Annotated in this window: 21 protein-coding genes; 11 read left to right on the forward strand and 10 right to left on the reverse strand. The window is 46.2% G+C overall.

Annotation, left to right across the window (positions count from 1 at the left end):
• Window positions 1-108: 108 nt before the first annotated feature.
• From METMK1DRAFT_RS13955 to METMK1DRAFT_RS13965, 3 genes are read left to right on the forward strand one after another with little or no spacing between them, the layout of a single operon-like run.
• Complete coding sequence (locus METMK1DRAFT_RS13955; RefSeq protein WP_048088139.1) at window positions 109-1,866, forward strand: cbb3-type cytochrome c oxidase subunit I; 1,758 nt, start codon at window positions 109-111, stop codon at window positions 1,864-1,866.
• A 45-nt stretch (window positions 1,867-1,911) separates the two neighbouring features.
• Window positions 1,912-2,934 (forward strand): cupredoxin domain-containing protein, encoded by a 1,023-nt coding sequence (locus tag METMK1DRAFT_RS13960; protein WP_009075336.1) that lies wholly within the window; start codon window positions 1,912-1,914, stop codon window positions 2,932-2,934.
• Window position 2,935: 1 nt separating this feature from the next.
• Window positions 2,936-3,124, forward strand: coding sequence for a hypothetical protein (locus METMK1DRAFT_RS13965; protein WP_082230070.1), 189 nt, complete (start codon window positions 2,936-2,938; stop codon window positions 3,122-3,124).
• Here METMK1DRAFT_RS13965 and METMK1DRAFT_RS13970 read toward each other — a convergent pair.
• Together METMK1DRAFT_RS13970 and METMK1DRAFT_RS13975 are read right to left on the reverse strand one after the other, a co-directional pair.
• A complete protein-coding gene (locus tag METMK1DRAFT_RS13970; protein WP_009075340.1) occupies window positions 3,085-3,846 on the reverse strand; it encodes a TatD family hydrolase in 762 nt (253 codons plus the stop codon). The genes METMK1DRAFT_RS13965 and METMK1DRAFT_RS13970 overlap by 40 nt on opposite strands.
• A gap of 30 nt (window positions 3,847-3,876) precedes the next feature.
• Window positions 3,877-4,041: an AbrB/MazE/SpoVT family DNA-binding domain-containing protein gene (locus METMK1DRAFT_RS13975; RefSeq protein ID WP_009075344.1), complete on the reverse strand. Its 165-nt coding sequence runs from the start codon at window positions 4,039-4,041 to the stop codon at window positions 3,877-3,879.
• A 247-nt stretch (window positions 4,042-4,288) separates the two neighbouring features.
• Between METMK1DRAFT_RS13975 and lrs14 the strand changes: the two genes are divergently transcribed.
• Entirely contained in the window at window positions 4,289-4,675 is a 387-nt protein-coding gene (gene lrs14 / locus METMK1DRAFT_RS13980; protein WP_009075346.1) for an Lrs14 family HTH-type transcriptional regulator, read from the forward strand.
• On the opposite strand, the gene METMK1DRAFT_RS13985 is transcribed toward lrs14, so the two are convergent.
• From METMK1DRAFT_RS13985 to METMK1DRAFT_RS14000, 5 genes are all read right to left on the reverse strand, one after another.
• A complete protein-coding gene (locus METMK1DRAFT_RS13985) occupies window positions 4,662-5,909 on the reverse strand; it encodes an amidohydrolase (protein WP_048088036.1) in 1,248 nt (415 codons plus the stop codon). The two genes, lrs14 and METMK1DRAFT_RS13985, sit on opposite strands and share 14 nt — an antisense overlap.
• Entirely contained in the window at window positions 5,879-6,547 is a 669-nt protein-coding gene (locus METMK1DRAFT_RS13990; RefSeq protein WP_009075349.1) for a diphthine--ammonia ligase, read from the reverse strand. The genes METMK1DRAFT_RS13985 and METMK1DRAFT_RS13990 overlap by 31 nt, the downstream gene beginning before the upstream one ends.
• Window positions 6,548-6,604: 57 nt before the next feature.
• A complete protein-coding gene (locus METMK1DRAFT_RS19595; RefSeq protein WP_281034121.1) occupies window positions 6,605-6,727 on the reverse strand; it encodes a hypothetical protein in 123 nt (40 codons plus the stop codon).
• Between the two features lie 184 nt (window positions 6,728-6,911).
• Window positions 6,912-7,514: a molybdenum cofactor guanylyltransferase gene (gene mobA, locus METMK1DRAFT_RS13995; RefSeq protein WP_009075351.1), complete on the reverse strand. Its 603-nt coding sequence runs from the start codon at window positions 7,512-7,514 to the stop codon at window positions 6,912-6,914.
• Complete coding sequence (locus tag METMK1DRAFT_RS14000; RefSeq protein ID WP_009075353.1) at window positions 7,495-8,655, reverse strand: molybdopterin molybdotransferase MoeA; 1,161 nt, start codon at window positions 8,653-8,655, stop codon at window positions 7,495-7,497. Before METMK1DRAFT_RS14000 ends, mobA begins: the two co-directional genes overlap by 20 nt.
• A gap of 60 nt (window positions 8,656-8,715) precedes the next feature.
• Between METMK1DRAFT_RS14000 and mobB the strand changes: the two genes are divergently transcribed.
• The 3 genes from mobB (at window position 8,716) to METMK1DRAFT_RS14015 (ending at window position 10,578) form a co-directional block, all read left to right on the forward strand.
• Entirely contained in the window at window positions 8,716-9,183 is a 468-nt protein-coding gene (gene mobB, locus METMK1DRAFT_RS14005; protein ID WP_245544655.1) for a molybdopterin-guanine dinucleotide biosynthesis protein B, read from the forward strand.
• Window positions 9,173-9,892 (forward strand): CBS domain-containing protein, encoded by a 720-nt coding sequence (locus METMK1DRAFT_RS14010; protein ID WP_048088037.1) that lies wholly within the window; start codon window positions 9,173-9,175, stop codon window positions 9,890-9,892. Before mobB ends, METMK1DRAFT_RS14010 begins: the two co-directional genes overlap by 11 nt.
• 77 nt (window positions 9,893-9,969) lie before the next feature.
• Complete coding sequence (locus METMK1DRAFT_RS14015) at window positions 9,970-10,578, forward strand: class I SAM-dependent methyltransferase (protein WP_245544656.1); 609 nt, start codon at window positions 9,970-9,972, stop codon at window positions 10,576-10,578.
• On the opposite strand, the gene METMK1DRAFT_RS14020 is transcribed toward METMK1DRAFT_RS14015, so the two are convergent.
• Window positions 10,575-10,976, reverse strand: coding sequence for a hypothetical protein (locus METMK1DRAFT_RS14020; RefSeq protein WP_009075361.1), 402 nt, complete (start codon window positions 10,974-10,976; stop codon window positions 10,575-10,577). The two genes, METMK1DRAFT_RS14015 and METMK1DRAFT_RS14020, sit on opposite strands and share 4 nt — an antisense overlap.
• Window positions 10,952-11,377 (reverse strand): hypothetical protein, encoded by a 426-nt coding sequence (locus tag METMK1DRAFT_RS14025; RefSeq protein WP_009075363.1) that lies wholly within the window; start codon window positions 11,375-11,377, stop codon window positions 10,952-10,954. The genes METMK1DRAFT_RS14020 and METMK1DRAFT_RS14025 overlap by 25 nt, the downstream gene beginning before the upstream one ends.
• A 100-nt stretch (window positions 11,378-11,477) precedes the next feature.
• On the opposite strand from METMK1DRAFT_RS14025, the gene METMK1DRAFT_RS14030 reads away from it, so the two are divergent.
• The 4 genes from METMK1DRAFT_RS14030 (at window position 11,478) to METMK1DRAFT_RS14045 (ending at window position 14,356) form a co-directional block, all read left to right on the forward strand.
• Entirely contained in the window at window positions 11,478-11,726 is a 249-nt protein-coding gene (locus METMK1DRAFT_RS14030; protein ID WP_009075364.1) for a hypothetical protein, read from the forward strand.
• A gap of 13 nt (window positions 11,727-11,739) precedes the next feature.
• Entirely contained in the window at window positions 11,740-12,387 is a 648-nt protein-coding gene (locus METMK1DRAFT_RS14035) for a metal-dependent transcriptional regulator (protein WP_048088038.1), read from the forward strand.
• On the forward strand, window positions 12,374-12,709 hold the full coding sequence (locus tag METMK1DRAFT_RS14040; RefSeq protein ID WP_009075368.1) for a hypothetical protein: 336 nt from the start codon (window positions 12,374-12,376) through the stop codon (window positions 12,707-12,709). The genes METMK1DRAFT_RS14035 and METMK1DRAFT_RS14040 overlap by 14 nt, the downstream gene beginning before the upstream one ends.
• Before the next feature lie 459 nt (window positions 12,710-13,168).
• Window positions 13,169-14,356 (forward strand): glycerate 2-kinase, encoded by a 1,188-nt coding sequence (locus tag METMK1DRAFT_RS14045; RefSeq protein WP_009075370.1) that lies wholly within the window; start codon window positions 13,169-13,171, stop codon window positions 14,354-14,356.
• Here METMK1DRAFT_RS14045 and METMK1DRAFT_RS14050 read toward each other — a convergent pair.
• Complete coding sequence (locus METMK1DRAFT_RS14050; protein WP_009075372.1) at window positions 14,335-14,847, reverse strand: NADH-quinone oxidoreductase subunit B; 513 nt, start codon at window positions 14,845-14,847, stop codon at window positions 14,335-14,337. The genes METMK1DRAFT_RS14045 and METMK1DRAFT_RS14050 overlap by 22 nt on opposite strands.
• Window positions 14,848-14,985 lie beyond the last annotated feature (138 nt).

Below are 14,985 nucleotides of genomic sequence, written 5' to 3' on the forward strand. Positions count from 1 at the left end.
GTTAACTTAATTAGTTTACATGAAATAAACCTAGTTAAAGTGTATATTGGTACTCTTATAGAATAAAGAGAAATAAAATCGTAGTTTTATAGTCACATGGGAATCGATATGGGATTTAAGGAATTTGTGACAGCTTTGTTCCAATTAGACAAGGACTGGACCACTAGGATCGTCATGGGTATGTTGGTCATGGGCGTCATATGGGGGCTCTTGGGAGTCATAGACTCCCTGATGGTGAGGCTTCAGGAAACCATTTGGGGGGTCTCAGGCGTACTTGTGTTCACCCCACAAGAATACTTTGCTAGTATCACCCTACACGCCGAAAGGGATCTGTTCGGTTTTGCACAACAGGTTATATATGCAATATTTATTTTTTTTACAATAAAATTGCTTAATCTCCAACCTAGGGCCAAGTGGCTCCTTAACGTTTCTTTCATTCTCATTAATATCTCGATGATGTTCATGGAGGGTCCCGTAGTACTCGTTCCAAACTTTAATGATAATTATTTCAGTGCAACCATCTGGTACTACATCTCACCGATAGGTTTACCTAACTACTCCAACTACGTAGTCTCACCACTTTTCTTCATAGGCTGGCTCCTGCTTGACGCATTCACCTATATGGCAGGGATATGGATAGTCTATCACTACTACATAGCGTCCAGACAACTCAAGGAGAAACTTCCGGTTCCACTAGTTTTCTTCCTCATGGACACGCTTCTCTTCATGATAGGGTACAGTGGGGTCACTGCAGCTAACGTGTGGGATCTACTATCCTTTTATAACGTTATCCCCATGAATCCCATAGCCAATCAAATAGCGTTCTGGATATTTGGTCACGCTGTGGTTTACATGGCTTGGCTACCTGCAATAGGTGCCCTTTACCTCCTAATACCCACGCTGGCCAATAGACCTCTCTTCAGCGATAGGATGGGGAGAATATCAGCGCTTCTTTACCTCATCTTCTCCAATAACGTACCTATTCACCATCTCTATATGGTCAATCTCCCTGTCACCATCAAGGTACTCCAGGAGGTCCTCACTTATGCCGTAGTTATTCCGTCTATGATGACCTTCCTGAACCTTTGGGCTACAGTTAAGGGTGCTCAAGTCAAGTTTAACGTTATCACGGCCTTTACTGTAACTGCCTTTACAGGGGCCATAGCTGCAGGGGTCACTGGAATCTCCAACGCTACTATAGCCTTCGACGCCATTGTGCACAACACAGACTGGGTAGTATCCCACTTCCATGCCATGATACTCCTCTCCATTGTGCCCGCTGCCATGGCTGTGCTATATTTCATGATACCAATGATGACTGGAAGACAATGGTTTTCCAGCAAGATGGCCTGGTTCCACTGGTTAGGTTACGTTATCGGTTCCGTGCTATTTGTGGTGGGCTATGAGCTACAGGGTCTCGAGGGACTAATAAGGAGGGCCGAAATATATCCCAGGATTCCATCCCTCGTAGACGCGGAGGTTCTGTCCACTGTGGGGGCATTAATAGCACAGGTAGCCACACTAGTTTGGTTCCTTAATCTAGTCCTGACCTTGGTAAAGGGTAGGACAGCCAGGCTTGAGGGTTTAAGTGTAGGGCAACTTATCAATACCGTCGCATCGTCTCTCGGTTGGGAGGGGGAAAGCATTAATATCTCTACTTTATTCAGTAAAATCATGATAAAGAAAGCTATCTCCTCAATGTGGGCACTGGGCATACTGGGCTCCATAATCATTGTTGTGAGTATGTTTCCCCTAGCCATGTCTGGAAATACCTATAACGACCTCCCGTGGATATGGATAACCCTCCTGACGTTGGGGATAGTGCTAATTGCCTATCCCATATTAAGGGGTGCCAAAAGTTTATGATCAAGAATTTTTTATTTTCTTCCGTTTTTAGTTGAGGTGAGATAAATGGATAAAAAGGAGAAGTACGAGATTGCGTGGGCCCTGTTCGTCATAGTCCTCTTTGCAGTGGTCATAGTGGGAACCCTGCCCCAAGATTTTGTTGTAGGGGGAGTTCCCAATTCCCTATCCATATTGAGAAATGATCCACCCTCAGATGTTATACAGACCACGGTGATCTCCGAGCAGTACGTCTTCTTAGTTAAGGAGGCGGGTCCGGTGAACTCTAACGAGATGGGTTCTCCGTACCTCTATAATCTCATTATAGCTCACCCTGGAGAGTGGCTTAATATGACCATGAGGTCCGCTGACGTGACTGCGAACTTTTACTTCCCCGACTATGCAGACACGGTAGTGGATGACCAAATAGTACCAGGCTTAGTTACATATGACGCACTTAGGGTTCCAAATCTCACTGGACCTTTCGTGTTCTTGAATGGAGAGTATAACGGACCTTGGTTCAGTTACCAGGTGGGAGAATTGCTGGTTCTCCCCAGTTCTGGATACTTCGACTCGCAGGATCTATCTCTTCTGCAGGCTCAAAACCTCAGGGCACAAAGCAGCGGTTTGGTGGGAGATCCCTACAACACTCAGATGATAGGCCCTTCGTCTCAGTTCACAGTTGTAACCGATAAGTATGGGCTCTTCAACGGTAGTGTACCAGGTCCTACCTTAATCACCAGGTTAGGAGACCAGGTAACACTAAATATGATCTTCACTACCCCAGCTAGTGATCACAATTATCTCTATAATTACAGTGCAGCAGGGGTTCCATCTCCCGTACAAGGGATTGAGGTCGGCGTTTACGCAGTATGGTGGAACGGTACTGTGAGCTTAGTGGCACAACAGCCCATATCGTACGGAAAACCTATGATCTTCACTTTTAACGCTACAGCTCCCGCGTATGTGTACGGCATAATAAGTCCCGTGTATAACGTCTATAACCCGGACGGCATGTCCAACAATTTGATAGGCCAGGATAAAGGGTATGTCATGGGAGCCTGGGGGACCATACTGGTGGAGGGGAGCTGAGATGGTGAGTTTCTTTAAATTATTAGGTATAGGTTACGTACTTGCCATTCTACTGCTAATATGGGAACTGGTTGACATAACCTTACACGCAGCTGCAGCGCCTTATACGGGGCTGTTCACTGCCATGGCACTGATCGGCTTCCTAGCGTTCTACTTGTTCGTAAGGTTCGCCCCTGAGAGCGAGAAGTAGGGCTCCATAATTCCCTTGAAGTTATCCTGGATTTTTTCCTCGATCTCCCTCACATCTTGTTTTCTCAACTTCGCTAGCTCCATGAGGGTTATCGCGACGTTACAAGGCTCATTCCTGTACCTGTCCGGCCCCATGAACGGTGAGTCGGTCTCGGTGAGGATGGACTCCAGGGGTATCTTTTCCGCAACTGTTCTTCTAACCTTATCTCTAACTATTATTGGTGGAATGGAAACAAAACCTCCAAGCTCGTGCACTCTAATGGCGTCCTTTATGCTACCCTCGTAAGCGTGTATGACGAACTTCACCTTGTAGCTCGTAACCATCTCAAGGATATCTCTCAATCCTCCCCTCGAGTGTATCACTAGGGCCTTTCTCTGTCTCTCCCCTTCTTCCATGAACCGTCCCAGCATTTCCACTTGTTTTTTTCTCAATTTTTCTTCTTTTATCCAGTAAAAGTCTAACCCCACTTCACTAATTATTGGTGCCTCCTTAATCAACTCAAGGACTTTCTCCAGTTCCAGATCCGCTTTTTCCACGAACTCTGGATGGAGTCCTACTGCAGGTACAACGTTGGGATAACTCCTCGCCATATTTAAACTGGCCATACTGCTCTTGAGGTCAACCCCAGCGTTAACTACAACTATCCTACATTTCCTGAGAACTTCCTCTCTATCCTTGTCAAACTCCTCCACATCCAGATGAGCGTGGACATCAACGAGCATTAAAAAAATAAAAACAGTAACACTTAAAAATTATTTCCAGGGTTCCTTCATTATGGATATCTTCACTGCGTTTTCCTTCTCATCGTAGATGACTTTCACCAGGTCACCTTCCTTTATCTGAAACTTCTGCCTTATCTTGGCAGGTATGGTGACCTGATAATTCCTGCTGACTTTTACTATCTCTTCCACTTCCATTTAGGTCACTAAGTTACCCATTAATAGACCGTAGTATATAAAACTTTTTGAAAGACTATTAAATATGATTGTGCCTTTTAAGTGAGTTACTGGTCTTCAGGGGAAGAATTTGCACCAATTATATTAACTTCTATTCACGTCCTTTTTGTATAAAAGATTTACAGTTTCAGCATGTTGAAATGTTCTCTATAAAGGATGACGAAAAAATATATATAGCTCGTGGTTAGATTCTTTATTTGTGGTCATAATGTCCCAAACTCAGATATCTGGAGCCAGAATAAAACTACCCTCAGGAAAAGATGCAGGGCTAGTTGATATACTGTCCTTTTGTTACGGACTTTCCGAGACTGACGTACAAGTCCTCATGGCGTTGATGAGGGGAGATGCCAGGGGTACAGAAGAACTTGAAACTGAACTCAAGTTATCCAAGGCATCCATAAACAGGAGTTTAAACAAGTTGCTTGAAATGACTTTAGTAATGAGGATCAAGGAACCTGGTAACAAGGCTGGAAGACCTAGGTATCTCTATAAGGCAAAGGACTATGCCGAGCTTAAGAGCAAGATGTTGGACGACATCAAGTCTTGCTCCGACAAGATGGCAGAGCTGGTTAACCAGGAATTCAAACCTCTCTAAGGCGTCCAGCTAGGATTTCCTCTAATTTTTCTACTAGTTTTCTTTTCCTTTCTTCAAACATTCCCCTCCGGTAAACCATCCTTCCACGTACTATAACTCTCTCGACAGAGTTTCCAGTCAGGTGATAAACCAGGTGAGAGATTGTTCTGTTATTGAGAGCTGGAACTAGATCATATCTGTTCAAGAGCACCAAATCTGCAACGTGACCCGGTTCGATCAACCCCCCGTTTACTTTAAACAGTCTATAACCATTCATGGTGGATGCCCTCAAAACGTGTTGGGCCTTAACCCACGTGTTCCAGTAGGAGTGTCTCTGGAGTAGTACCGCTGTTCTCATCTCCCTAAACATGTCCAAGGAGTTGTTGCTAGCCGGACCGTCAGTTCCTAGAGTTATGTTCACTCCTGCCTCCCACATTTCCTTGAATGGGAAAGAGCCACCAGTGGCCAACTTCATGTTGGATGTGGGGCAGTGTGTCACTCCAGGAGAGGATTTGAGGAGTTCAATTTCCCAAGAGGTCACCCAGCCCAGGTGAACAGCCTGTATGTGGGGAATCAGCCCCTCTCTCCACAACAGCTCCACTGGGAAGAGTCCGTATCTCTTCTTCACGGAGAATATCTCTGCCCTAGTCTCTGACACGTGAATGTGAATTCTCTCCCCTCCAGTCAACAGGTCTCTAACTCTCGTTAGGGCATCTAATCCAACTGCGTAAATGCTGTGGACGTTTACTACGGGGGTGAAAAGATCCGACTTACCCAAGGATCTAGTCTTCTTTACTGCCTCTTCAGGGTCCAATCCCCTCAGGACTGTGTAACCTGCTGAGGCCCTGATACCGTATTTCTCACTTAGATCTTTAATCTGGTTGGGATTAAAATACATGTCAACGAACGCAGTGGTGCCGGAGGAGAGCATCTCAATTACGGCCAGCTCTGCCGAGACGTACATGAGTTCATCGGTGAATTTATCCTCAGCTTCCCACATCCTCTTTAACCAATCCTCCAGTTCCCCATCGTCAAAATACCCCCTCAGGGCTAGCATGGACGCATGAGTGTGGGAGTTGACCAAGCCTGGCATCACGACAAGGTCAGAGCAGTCTATCTCGTCCCCCTCCACTTCTCCTCCCACTCTGGTTATTGTCCCATCCTCAATTGTCACGTTCACTCGTTCCCTAACTCCTCGATAGTCCACCACTTGATGGCACCTGACTAATGTATACGTTCTATCTGGAATATCCACTCGAACTCTCCTATTTTCCTGACCACCCCTTCCACATTTAATTTTCTTCTGAAAAGGGGAGCTTCTACGACGAAAGTCTCGGCCTCTCCCCCTTCGAATGCAGGATTGAAACCATATTTTCTCGCCCTCTCCACTATGAGTTCCACGTCCTCTTCCTCTATTACCTTTCCAACAAGGTGAAATGGAAATCCGTAAGCTGAAGCTGAAGTTATGATGAACTTTACGCCAAACTTGATCAGTTCTCTCAGATAACGCTCTTGATCTTTTCTCCACAAGGGGGAGAAGGTCTTCAGACCCACGTCGTGAGCCACAGAGTTTATGTTAATTCTCTGGTAATCAGAGAGGAGGGCCCCACTAACTATTCCCTTCGCCCCCATGGATTTGGCAATCTTAAATGCCTCCCTTAGGTCCTCCAACTCTCGCTCTTTCTCTCCTGAGCTCTCCACCCTAACTAAGGGTAACCCCATGGCATCAGCCTGATAAGAGGTGAAGTCAACGTTCTGCGACTGGAACATCCAGGAATCCCTTCTCTTTGGAAGGACTGTTATCAGACACTTCACCCTGAATCCGTGGAGTATGGACACGTGGAGCGCGAACGTGCTGTCCTTTCCGCCGGAGAAGAGAGAACAAACTTCCATAACCGATTGTCTGTAAAAAAGGAATTAACTTTAAAGCTGTGAGGAATCAGTTCGCGTTTACTTCTTCTTCTGTTCGCCGCCCTGAGCCTGCTGCTGGCCTTGCTCTTTCTTGCCCTTTCCCTTTGCCATTAGGGATCTGTTAAAATACTGAATGCGAAGTATTTTAAACATTATCCACATATTCTCCTCTAAAAACTTATGTAAGACTGTGATTAAAAAGGTACTTAATTAACAGGTATATTGGGACTTAAATTAACTTCTATGATGATTTATCATCCGGAAATAGTAAATCTTTTTCAATATTCTATAGCTAAAGAATGGAGTTTGCTAATATATGTCTCAATTGCTCCCCTGCCCTTCTGATTTAGAGAACAATAAAATTCTCAGTATTACTATAAATCCTGGTATGCCAGAACTCTCTTACCTTAGGCCTAAACAGGTCTTTTATGGAGTTGACGTTAACGAGTGAGAGGAAAGTTGGATCCAGCATCTCCAGCTCTCTATAGCCTAAGAGGTAGATTGAGGGGGACACTGTTATCAATTCCTGGAGTGAGGCAACCATACCTAAGGTTTCGGAGAGTAAGGACAGTTCATAGCACGCCATTAGTGGTTGAGGTTTCCCACAGGACAGGACTAAAGCTATCTTTTCTGGCCTGGTACAGAGTCTCCACGGTATCTCTGGCTTCAGGAAAGGGAAATCGCAGCCAGTTATGAACACCCTATTTGCCTTAAGGAGAGGAAGGGCTTGTGCAATAGCCCTTACTGGGCCCCTAAGCTCTCTATCTAGGATTAGTCTACCCTTGCTTATCTTCCTTTGCCTATCAGACACTACAACTGGGTCTTCTAATGCGTCCAATACCCTCTCAAGCATGGTTCTATTATCTATCTCGAACGCGCATTTGTCGTCGCCAAACCTCGACGATCTCCCTCCTGCCAGGATTATACTGTCAAAGGAATCTCTGGACAATTATCCTCTCGCCTTCCCTATAGAGTGTACCTCTCTTCAGTAGGGTAAACCCGGAAGCTCTTCCGAGTTCGCTATATAGTCCCACTCCCCACCTCAAGGGAAATGCCTTTCCTGATACTTCCTTTACCAGGTATATCGAGTCCATCCTGTGATCTACAAACAAGTCACACCCTAGCTCAACCTCGTGGAACTCCCTGAGCTCCACTCCTGTCATTTTGGTCAGGACATGAAGTCCGTGCTCGTGAAAGGAAGTAACTGCAGATACTATCTGCCCTGGAAGAATGAGCACAGGCTTTCCTTCGATCACCCCGAAGCCTGCCCTCTTTATTACATTAGTTGACACACCCTCAAAAATTAGGTTCCCCATCGAGGCCACAGCCTTCTTAACGTAATCTTTATCCCCCATTGAGGATCCGCCGACGGAAATGACGAAATCGTGACTTCTGACGCATTCCGTCAGGTGTCTCTCGACGCTCTCCAAATTATCAGAAGCTACTCCAGCATAGTGTACAGTTCCAAACCTTTTAAGGAGATGAACGAAAACTGGAGTGATGGAATCAGGGACGCCTTCTCTCTCCTCTCCCCAAGGAACTATTTCATCTCCGTTGGCGAAGATACAGAAGCCCACTTGGAACACCTTTACTCTCCTTATTCTCTGTTGCTCTAGGAGGGAAAGATGATAGGGGGTGAGGATCGTACCTTTAGCTAGAAGCAGGTCTCCTGTCCTTACATCTTCTCCCCTTTTCCTCACATCCTTCCACGGTTTTAAGTCCCCGCCAACAGTAACGAACTCCCCTTCAACCCTACAGGACTCGACTCTGGCTACTACGTCAGCCCCTTCAGGTAAGGGGGCACCAGTAGTCACATAGCAAGCCTCTCCCGCTGAAAGCTTGGGTACCTGGGCACTGTTGGGGTATAGCTTGGACACTATTTTCAGTCTCCGTGACGTGCTTATGTCTGAGTATCTGAAGGCGAAACCGTCCATGGCAGATACGTCTCTTTCGGGCAAGTCCTTCATTGCGTAGACATCCTGGGCCAATATCATCCCCACACCGTTGAAGGGTTCGGTTTCTACGCTTTTTGCCTCAACGATCTTGCTGGAGTCTATGAGCCTTCTAGCCTCATCAATTGGTATAAGCATTGATAACCTGTTATTCACAAACTAGTATGAAGGTAATATATGAATTGCGTTTACCAGGTCGTGGGAAGGAAAGACAGCGGAAAGACCTTAACTATAGAGATTGCAGCAAGAAAATTGAAGGAAATGGGCTACACGGTCGCAGTGGTTAAGCATACACACCACGTAATCAATCCAGACTCTAAGGACACAGCAAGATTCATGCGTTCTGGAGCCGACGTGGTCATACTCCACAGTAATGATTGTATGTGGTTCTGGGAGTGCAAGGAAACCGAATACTTAGACCTAATCCCTGCTGACGTTGTGCTCATTGAGGGATTCGAAAGTGTGAATCTGGGAAACAAATTTGTTATAGAGAGGCCTGAGGACGCTGAGAGCATAGCCAGAGAGATTGTGAATAGAGCCGAAAGCTGTTCCAGTGACATTCCTCTCATGATTAGGGGTGTTAACCCTGAGAAACGTAAGAAACTAATATTTTACAAACTCATGAAAAAGTGGGGAGTAAAAGAGGTCAAATTACTTGAGACCTGAAGGTTCAGACGTAATTTCACTGGAGTGTAGTGCTACGGTCTTGGACACTATCTTCTTTATGAGGAGAAATAAAATAAGGAGGATAGTTGTAACGTGTGACAGTAAGGTTGCAGGCCTCTTCACTGTAGATGAGGCCATTAAGAGGATCTTGGAGAGATCGGTTGAGACAACGTTGAGGGATTCAGAACTCAAGAGGGCTGTTTACGTATCTGACAACGACGTTAAGGAAGTAGTTAGAAAAATAGTCGAGAACTCAGTAGATGCTGTCCTCTTCAGAGACAAGATCATCACAGAGAAGGACGTGGTCTCATCATATGCGTGGAGCTACGAGGATAAGATCTATCCTCTTTCAAGAAAGGCTGTTACAGTCGAGGGTTTCACTAAGGCCCTCACTGCGGCCGAGATAATGGCGAGGCACGGTATAAGGCACTTACCAGTGGTTGAGGAGGTTCCATTAGGTATGCTCTCATCCAGAGACTTGGTGTATAGATACTCTGAGAAACTCACTTTATCAGAGGACGTTAAACAGATCATGGTCCCCTTTCTGGTTTTCGGACAGAAGGACCACTCATTAAGGGAGGCGGTAGAGGTGATGTTATCGAGAGGGGTTGGGAGCCTTGTTTTCAGGGAGGAAAGTGGGTTATATATTGTTACATTTAAAGATCTTATTAAATATATTTATAGGAGGTATCTGAATGAGCTCTTGTGATTCCTTTAGTCTGTCCAGTTCATCGAACGATTCTCTCGAGTGACCTGAAATGTCCAGCCGGTCATAGATATACTTTTGTGAATGGTATACCAGACTTTGTCGGAACTCCCAACGTCCCAGATCTCCTAGAGAGGGTGGCTCCATTCTATGAGAGTCTTTGGGCACCTCTCGGGATGTTAGTTACCGCCAGGAGGACTTACTCTTCCATCCTAAAGGAGGCTGGAAGCTTCACTAAGGCAGATACCTACTTAGACATAGGTACAGGGACTGGGAAGATCTTCGATTACGTCCCATGTAGCGATTGTGTAGGGTTGGACCTATCCTTACGTTTCCTAGAAATACTGAAATCTAAGAGGTCAAAGGTTAGGGTAATTAGGGGAGACGCCACTTCGTTGCCCTTTCCAAGCGAAAGCTTCCAAGGGGTTAATTCCATGCTTGTGTTGCATATGCTCAACGAACCCGCGGTAGGGATATCTGAGATCTCGCGGGTTCTGGTTAAGGGAGGTAGATGTTCCGTTGGAGTACTAGTTGAGGGTGGCTTCTTGTCGTCTTTTCTATCTTCTTGGTGGAAACTAAGGCCTAGAACACAGGAATATTATGAGAAAGCTCTTGAGGGTCATGGCCTAAAGGTTGTTCACATGGAAAGGATAGGCCCTTGGGCCTTCATCAAGTGTGAAAAGCTTTAGGGAAGCATCCAAAGGGCCACTGCAAAGAGTATGTAGGAAAACCCGTTGGCCACTTCGGCTATTTTCACTAGGGTTCCTTGTAAGAAGAGGGCATAAACACCTATATAGATTCCCATGAATACTCCGAAGAAGAACATACTGAAGAGCACATAGGCCGCAAGATCCCCTTCACCCATCAACAGGTAATAAAGCCTCTTGTTACCGGTAATTCCGTAGACCATTCTCTCGGCCCCGAGTATCAGTCCCACGTAATAGAGGATATAGGGGTTGAAGGTAGCTATCATCTCGAACAAATTGAAAGGCACTTTGTCCACTAGATAAAGAGAGGAGAAAAACATTATGGAACCTATAAGTATGCTCACGACTCTTCTCTTTAGACCTCTATCGATATTGGCCATGGGTACACACCAACGTAAGACTCGTTCATCTCGATGTCTAGAAACTCTCCAAGGAGCAAACCCCCTAAGGCTCCTAGGAACAGTCCGGGAAGCCCCCCTATCTTGAACCCTATGGTGGCCCCTAGAACTCCCCCAACTCCCTTTCCCAAATAGCTATCATTAACCTTGAACACGGTGGCGAAATCCTGTCCACCGGATCTCCCCTCTTTACCTAAGAAGTAGGCCACCTCAGTTAGTGCTTCCCTCAATTCCTCCATGTCATTACTTTTGAACAACGTGGCGTAGATCTCTACGTCTCCGTTCCTCTTGCTCATATAAGGCACAAAACCTGCTCTCTTTACTGCCCTGAGTCCCCTGGCATCCCTAAAGGGAGAGGTTACCTTAAACACGATCTTATACATTATGTAAGCATCATATTCACAACTTTTATATTTTTGTCATTTCGAGATTCGTACCTTAATCTTTTTACTGTCGAAGGCCTCTGTTAAGTAGGCGATCCCTGTGCCCTCGGAAAAGAAGAAGTTCTACGCGGTTGTGAAGGTGGATAACTTGGAGGTTCCCGAAGTTATATCCAAGACCGGTCTGCACGATCATATCTCCTCGGCTGTGGATGAAGTTCTAAATAATGTTAGAAATTACCTCAGGGATCAGGGTATAATTGGAAAATTTAACGCTCAGATCGAGGTCTTCGCCAAAGAGGAATCTGTGGCTAGGTTGATAGAGAGTATAAAGACTAAAATTAAGGCCTGACTCATTATTCATGATGTCAGAACTATCGGAACCCCTAGAGAACTACCTGAAGGAGATCTATGAATTGGAGGAAACTAAGGGTCAGGCTAAGGTGGTTGACCTTATAGAGGCATTCTCCATCTCTCCAGGTACAATAAGTAAGGCTTTAGAGAGACTGGAATCCCTAGGTTTCATTGATAGGAGTACCAAGAGGATAAGGCTAACTGAGGATGGAAGGAAGGTTGCCGAGAGGCTGATAAGGGCACATAGGCTTTCAGAAAGACTCCTCACTGACATATTAGAAGTGGACTGGATCAGAGCTCACGAGTTAGCCCACAGGCTAGAGCATATTTGGCCTGAAGATGTTCTGGAGAAAATGGATAGGGTCCTTGGGAACCCAGCCACGTGTCCACACGGTCATCCTATACCTGGAAGGATTCAAAAGGAAGGAATTAAAGGTACGACGCTGGACAACGTTCAACCAGGAGAATATCGGGTTGTCATGATAGTGAAGGAAAGGGAATGGATCCTCAGAGCCGTGGAGGATCTAGGTTTGATTCCCGGTAAGAGGGTAAAAGTTGAGGGAATGGAAGGAAGAGATGTTAGGGTTGAGGTTGATGGTAAGGGGATGAAGGTCCCCATAGAGATAGCGGAGCAGGTGGTAGTGAGTGGAATTAGATGAGCTGTGTAGACTCGTCCTAGTTCACATTTACAAGTTTGGTCCGGACAGCCCATGGTACATGGCCAGGAGACTCATGGGTACCAGCGGTTGGGCCCCAAAGTACAATGAAAGCGATGTGGAGAGGGCGTGCCAAGAGCTGGAGAAAGTGGGGCTTCTGATGAGATACAAAGGATCCTTAAAGAGGTCCGTGACTTCCTCAATTAAGCCTTGGCTAAAGGTTAAGGCAAGGGAACTAGATCATAAGCCATCTGGGGTCTACTACGAACTGACGAAAGAAGGAAGAAAGATGGCCTCAACAATCTACAAGTCTATGAGAAGCTGAACCTTCTCTTTCAGCAATATACTAATTCCTTGCGGTCGCCCATATAATATCCTTGAGGGTCTAGGAATCCTGGATTCCTAGCCTCGACGCACGTTCAGCAGTTATGGGACTTCAACGTAGCTGAAGTTTTCATCAACCCAGGTTCTACCTAAACGACTTTCGGGAATCTCAGGAACCCCTCCACGCCCCTCAGGTTCAGCTCCCTGATCGGCTGACTACGGTGACCACGATGAAGATCCTGAGGTAGCCCTGGAAAATAAAAACTTCTCGCTAATACCGACTTACCAGTCCTCCCTAAGATTCCCATAACTTCTGAGTTGAGATCGATTTTAGTAATGCAACTTGTGAACATCAGATACCAGGCTCTCCTCTGCTCGTAAAGTACAAGATCTCCACAACATACGCGGAAGAACTGATGCGCCAAATAGGTTTTCTATGACGGTTTGCAAACTAAGATTAATGGACGAGATAGTTAAGAGGATCCTAGACCTTGCGGATCCCGAGCGAGCCTTAGAGGAGAAGGTGAGTATAAGGAGAGGGGTAATCGAAGTAAATGGAAGGGAATTCACCTTTTCCAGGCCACTCTTGATCTCTGTGGGAAAGGCATCAGTGAAGATGGCCAACTTCTTCTTAAAGAGGATTGAACCTACGAAGACCATAGTCGTTAAGCCTAAGGGAGATGAGGGGCAAGTACAAGGGGACGCTGAGGTGATATCTTCAGGTCATCCCAACCCTGATCGGGACAGCTTCAAGGCCGGTAGGGTGATATTAAATGCAGTCAAAAGTGAGGACTACGACCTCCTGTTATTCCTGGTCTCTGGGGGAGCCTCTGCGTTGATGGAGTACCCTCTGATAGATGAGGAGATCTACATAAGGTTGAATGAGACGTTGGTGAGATCGGGCCTCACGATCCAGGAGATCAACGCTGTGAGGAAACACGTATCCAAGATAAAGGGAGGAAGGTTGGCAGAGGAAGCTAAGTCACCTGTCCTCACATTGATCATTAGTGACGTTCCCGGTAATGACCTGAGTAGTGTGGGTAGTGGACCAACAATAGCTGATCCTACTACTGTGGAGGACGCCATGTCAGTGCTCAAAACTCTCGGCTTTGATCTGAAATTTGCCCTGCCCGAGACCCCGAAGAACCTTAGGAATTCATGGGCATTCAAAGTCCTTGATAACGGTGAACTGTTAAGTAAACTCTCTTCCTCCACCACAAATCCCTTCATCCTCACCTCGGAGCTGAGAGGCGAGGCTAAGGATGTAGGCTCAATTATCGCGTCCATCTATAACTCCTCCACATCCCTTAAGAGACCTTACACACTCCTCCTGGGAGGCGAACCCGAGGTTACCATAAAGGGTCCGGCTGGGAAAGGGGGGAGGAACGGAGAAGTGTGTCTTTCCCTTCTTCTCTGGGTATCAGGTGGCCGGTTTAAGTTTCACGCCATAGCGACCGATGGCGTAGATGGGAACAGCGAATATGCAGGGTGTATAGTGGGCGATACGACTAAGCTAGACAAGGGAGATATAAGGAGAGCCTTGAGAGATCACTCCTCATACGAACTTCTCGAGAGGATAGGAGTGACAGTCAAGACTGGGCCTACAGGAACAAACGTTAACAACGTCTACGTCTTGACGGCGCCTTGACTCCTTATCTTCTTCTGCAACATCAATAATCCCCTAGCTATAGCCTCCGGTCTAGTGGGACAACCTGGAAGATAAAGGTCAACTGGTATTCCCACGTCTGAGGGAAGAACTGTGTTATAGGAATTCCAGAATATACCTCCCTCGAGTATACAGGCTCCCAAGGCGATCACGTACTTGGGCTCAGGCATTTGGTCGTAAACTATCCTAGCTGCCCTAGCCATTTTCCTGGTCAGAGTACCCTCTATAGTAAGAATATTGGACTGTCTTGATGAGGCAAAGGGTAGCATTCCGTACCTCTCGGCGTCAAACCTAGCTGCAGCGAACGCCCCGAACTCGGTTCCACAACAACTGGTGGTGAAGTGCGGGGGCCACAATGAGAAGGCTACTGCCCAGTCCCTGAGACTTCTGATGGGTTTCCTGTTCACCAGCCATTGGGCAGCCTTCCTAGCTGCCTCTTCCAAGTTTCCCGTAAGAATGAGCTGCTCACTCATATTTGACCCAATGGGAATTCTCCTGGTGACTTATAAGCATTTGTTATCAATATATGTAAACCAATTCAAATTCATCATACGTCAGCGATCACCTCACTAATCACCAATCATCCTTCAGCATAGAGCACCCATGCCATA

Source organism: Metallosphaera yellowstonensis MK1 (genome assembly GCF_000243315.1).
GTDB classification, from domain to species: Archaea; Thermoproteota; Thermoprotei_A; order Sulfolobales; family Sulfolobaceae; genus Metallosphaera; species Metallosphaera yellowstonensis.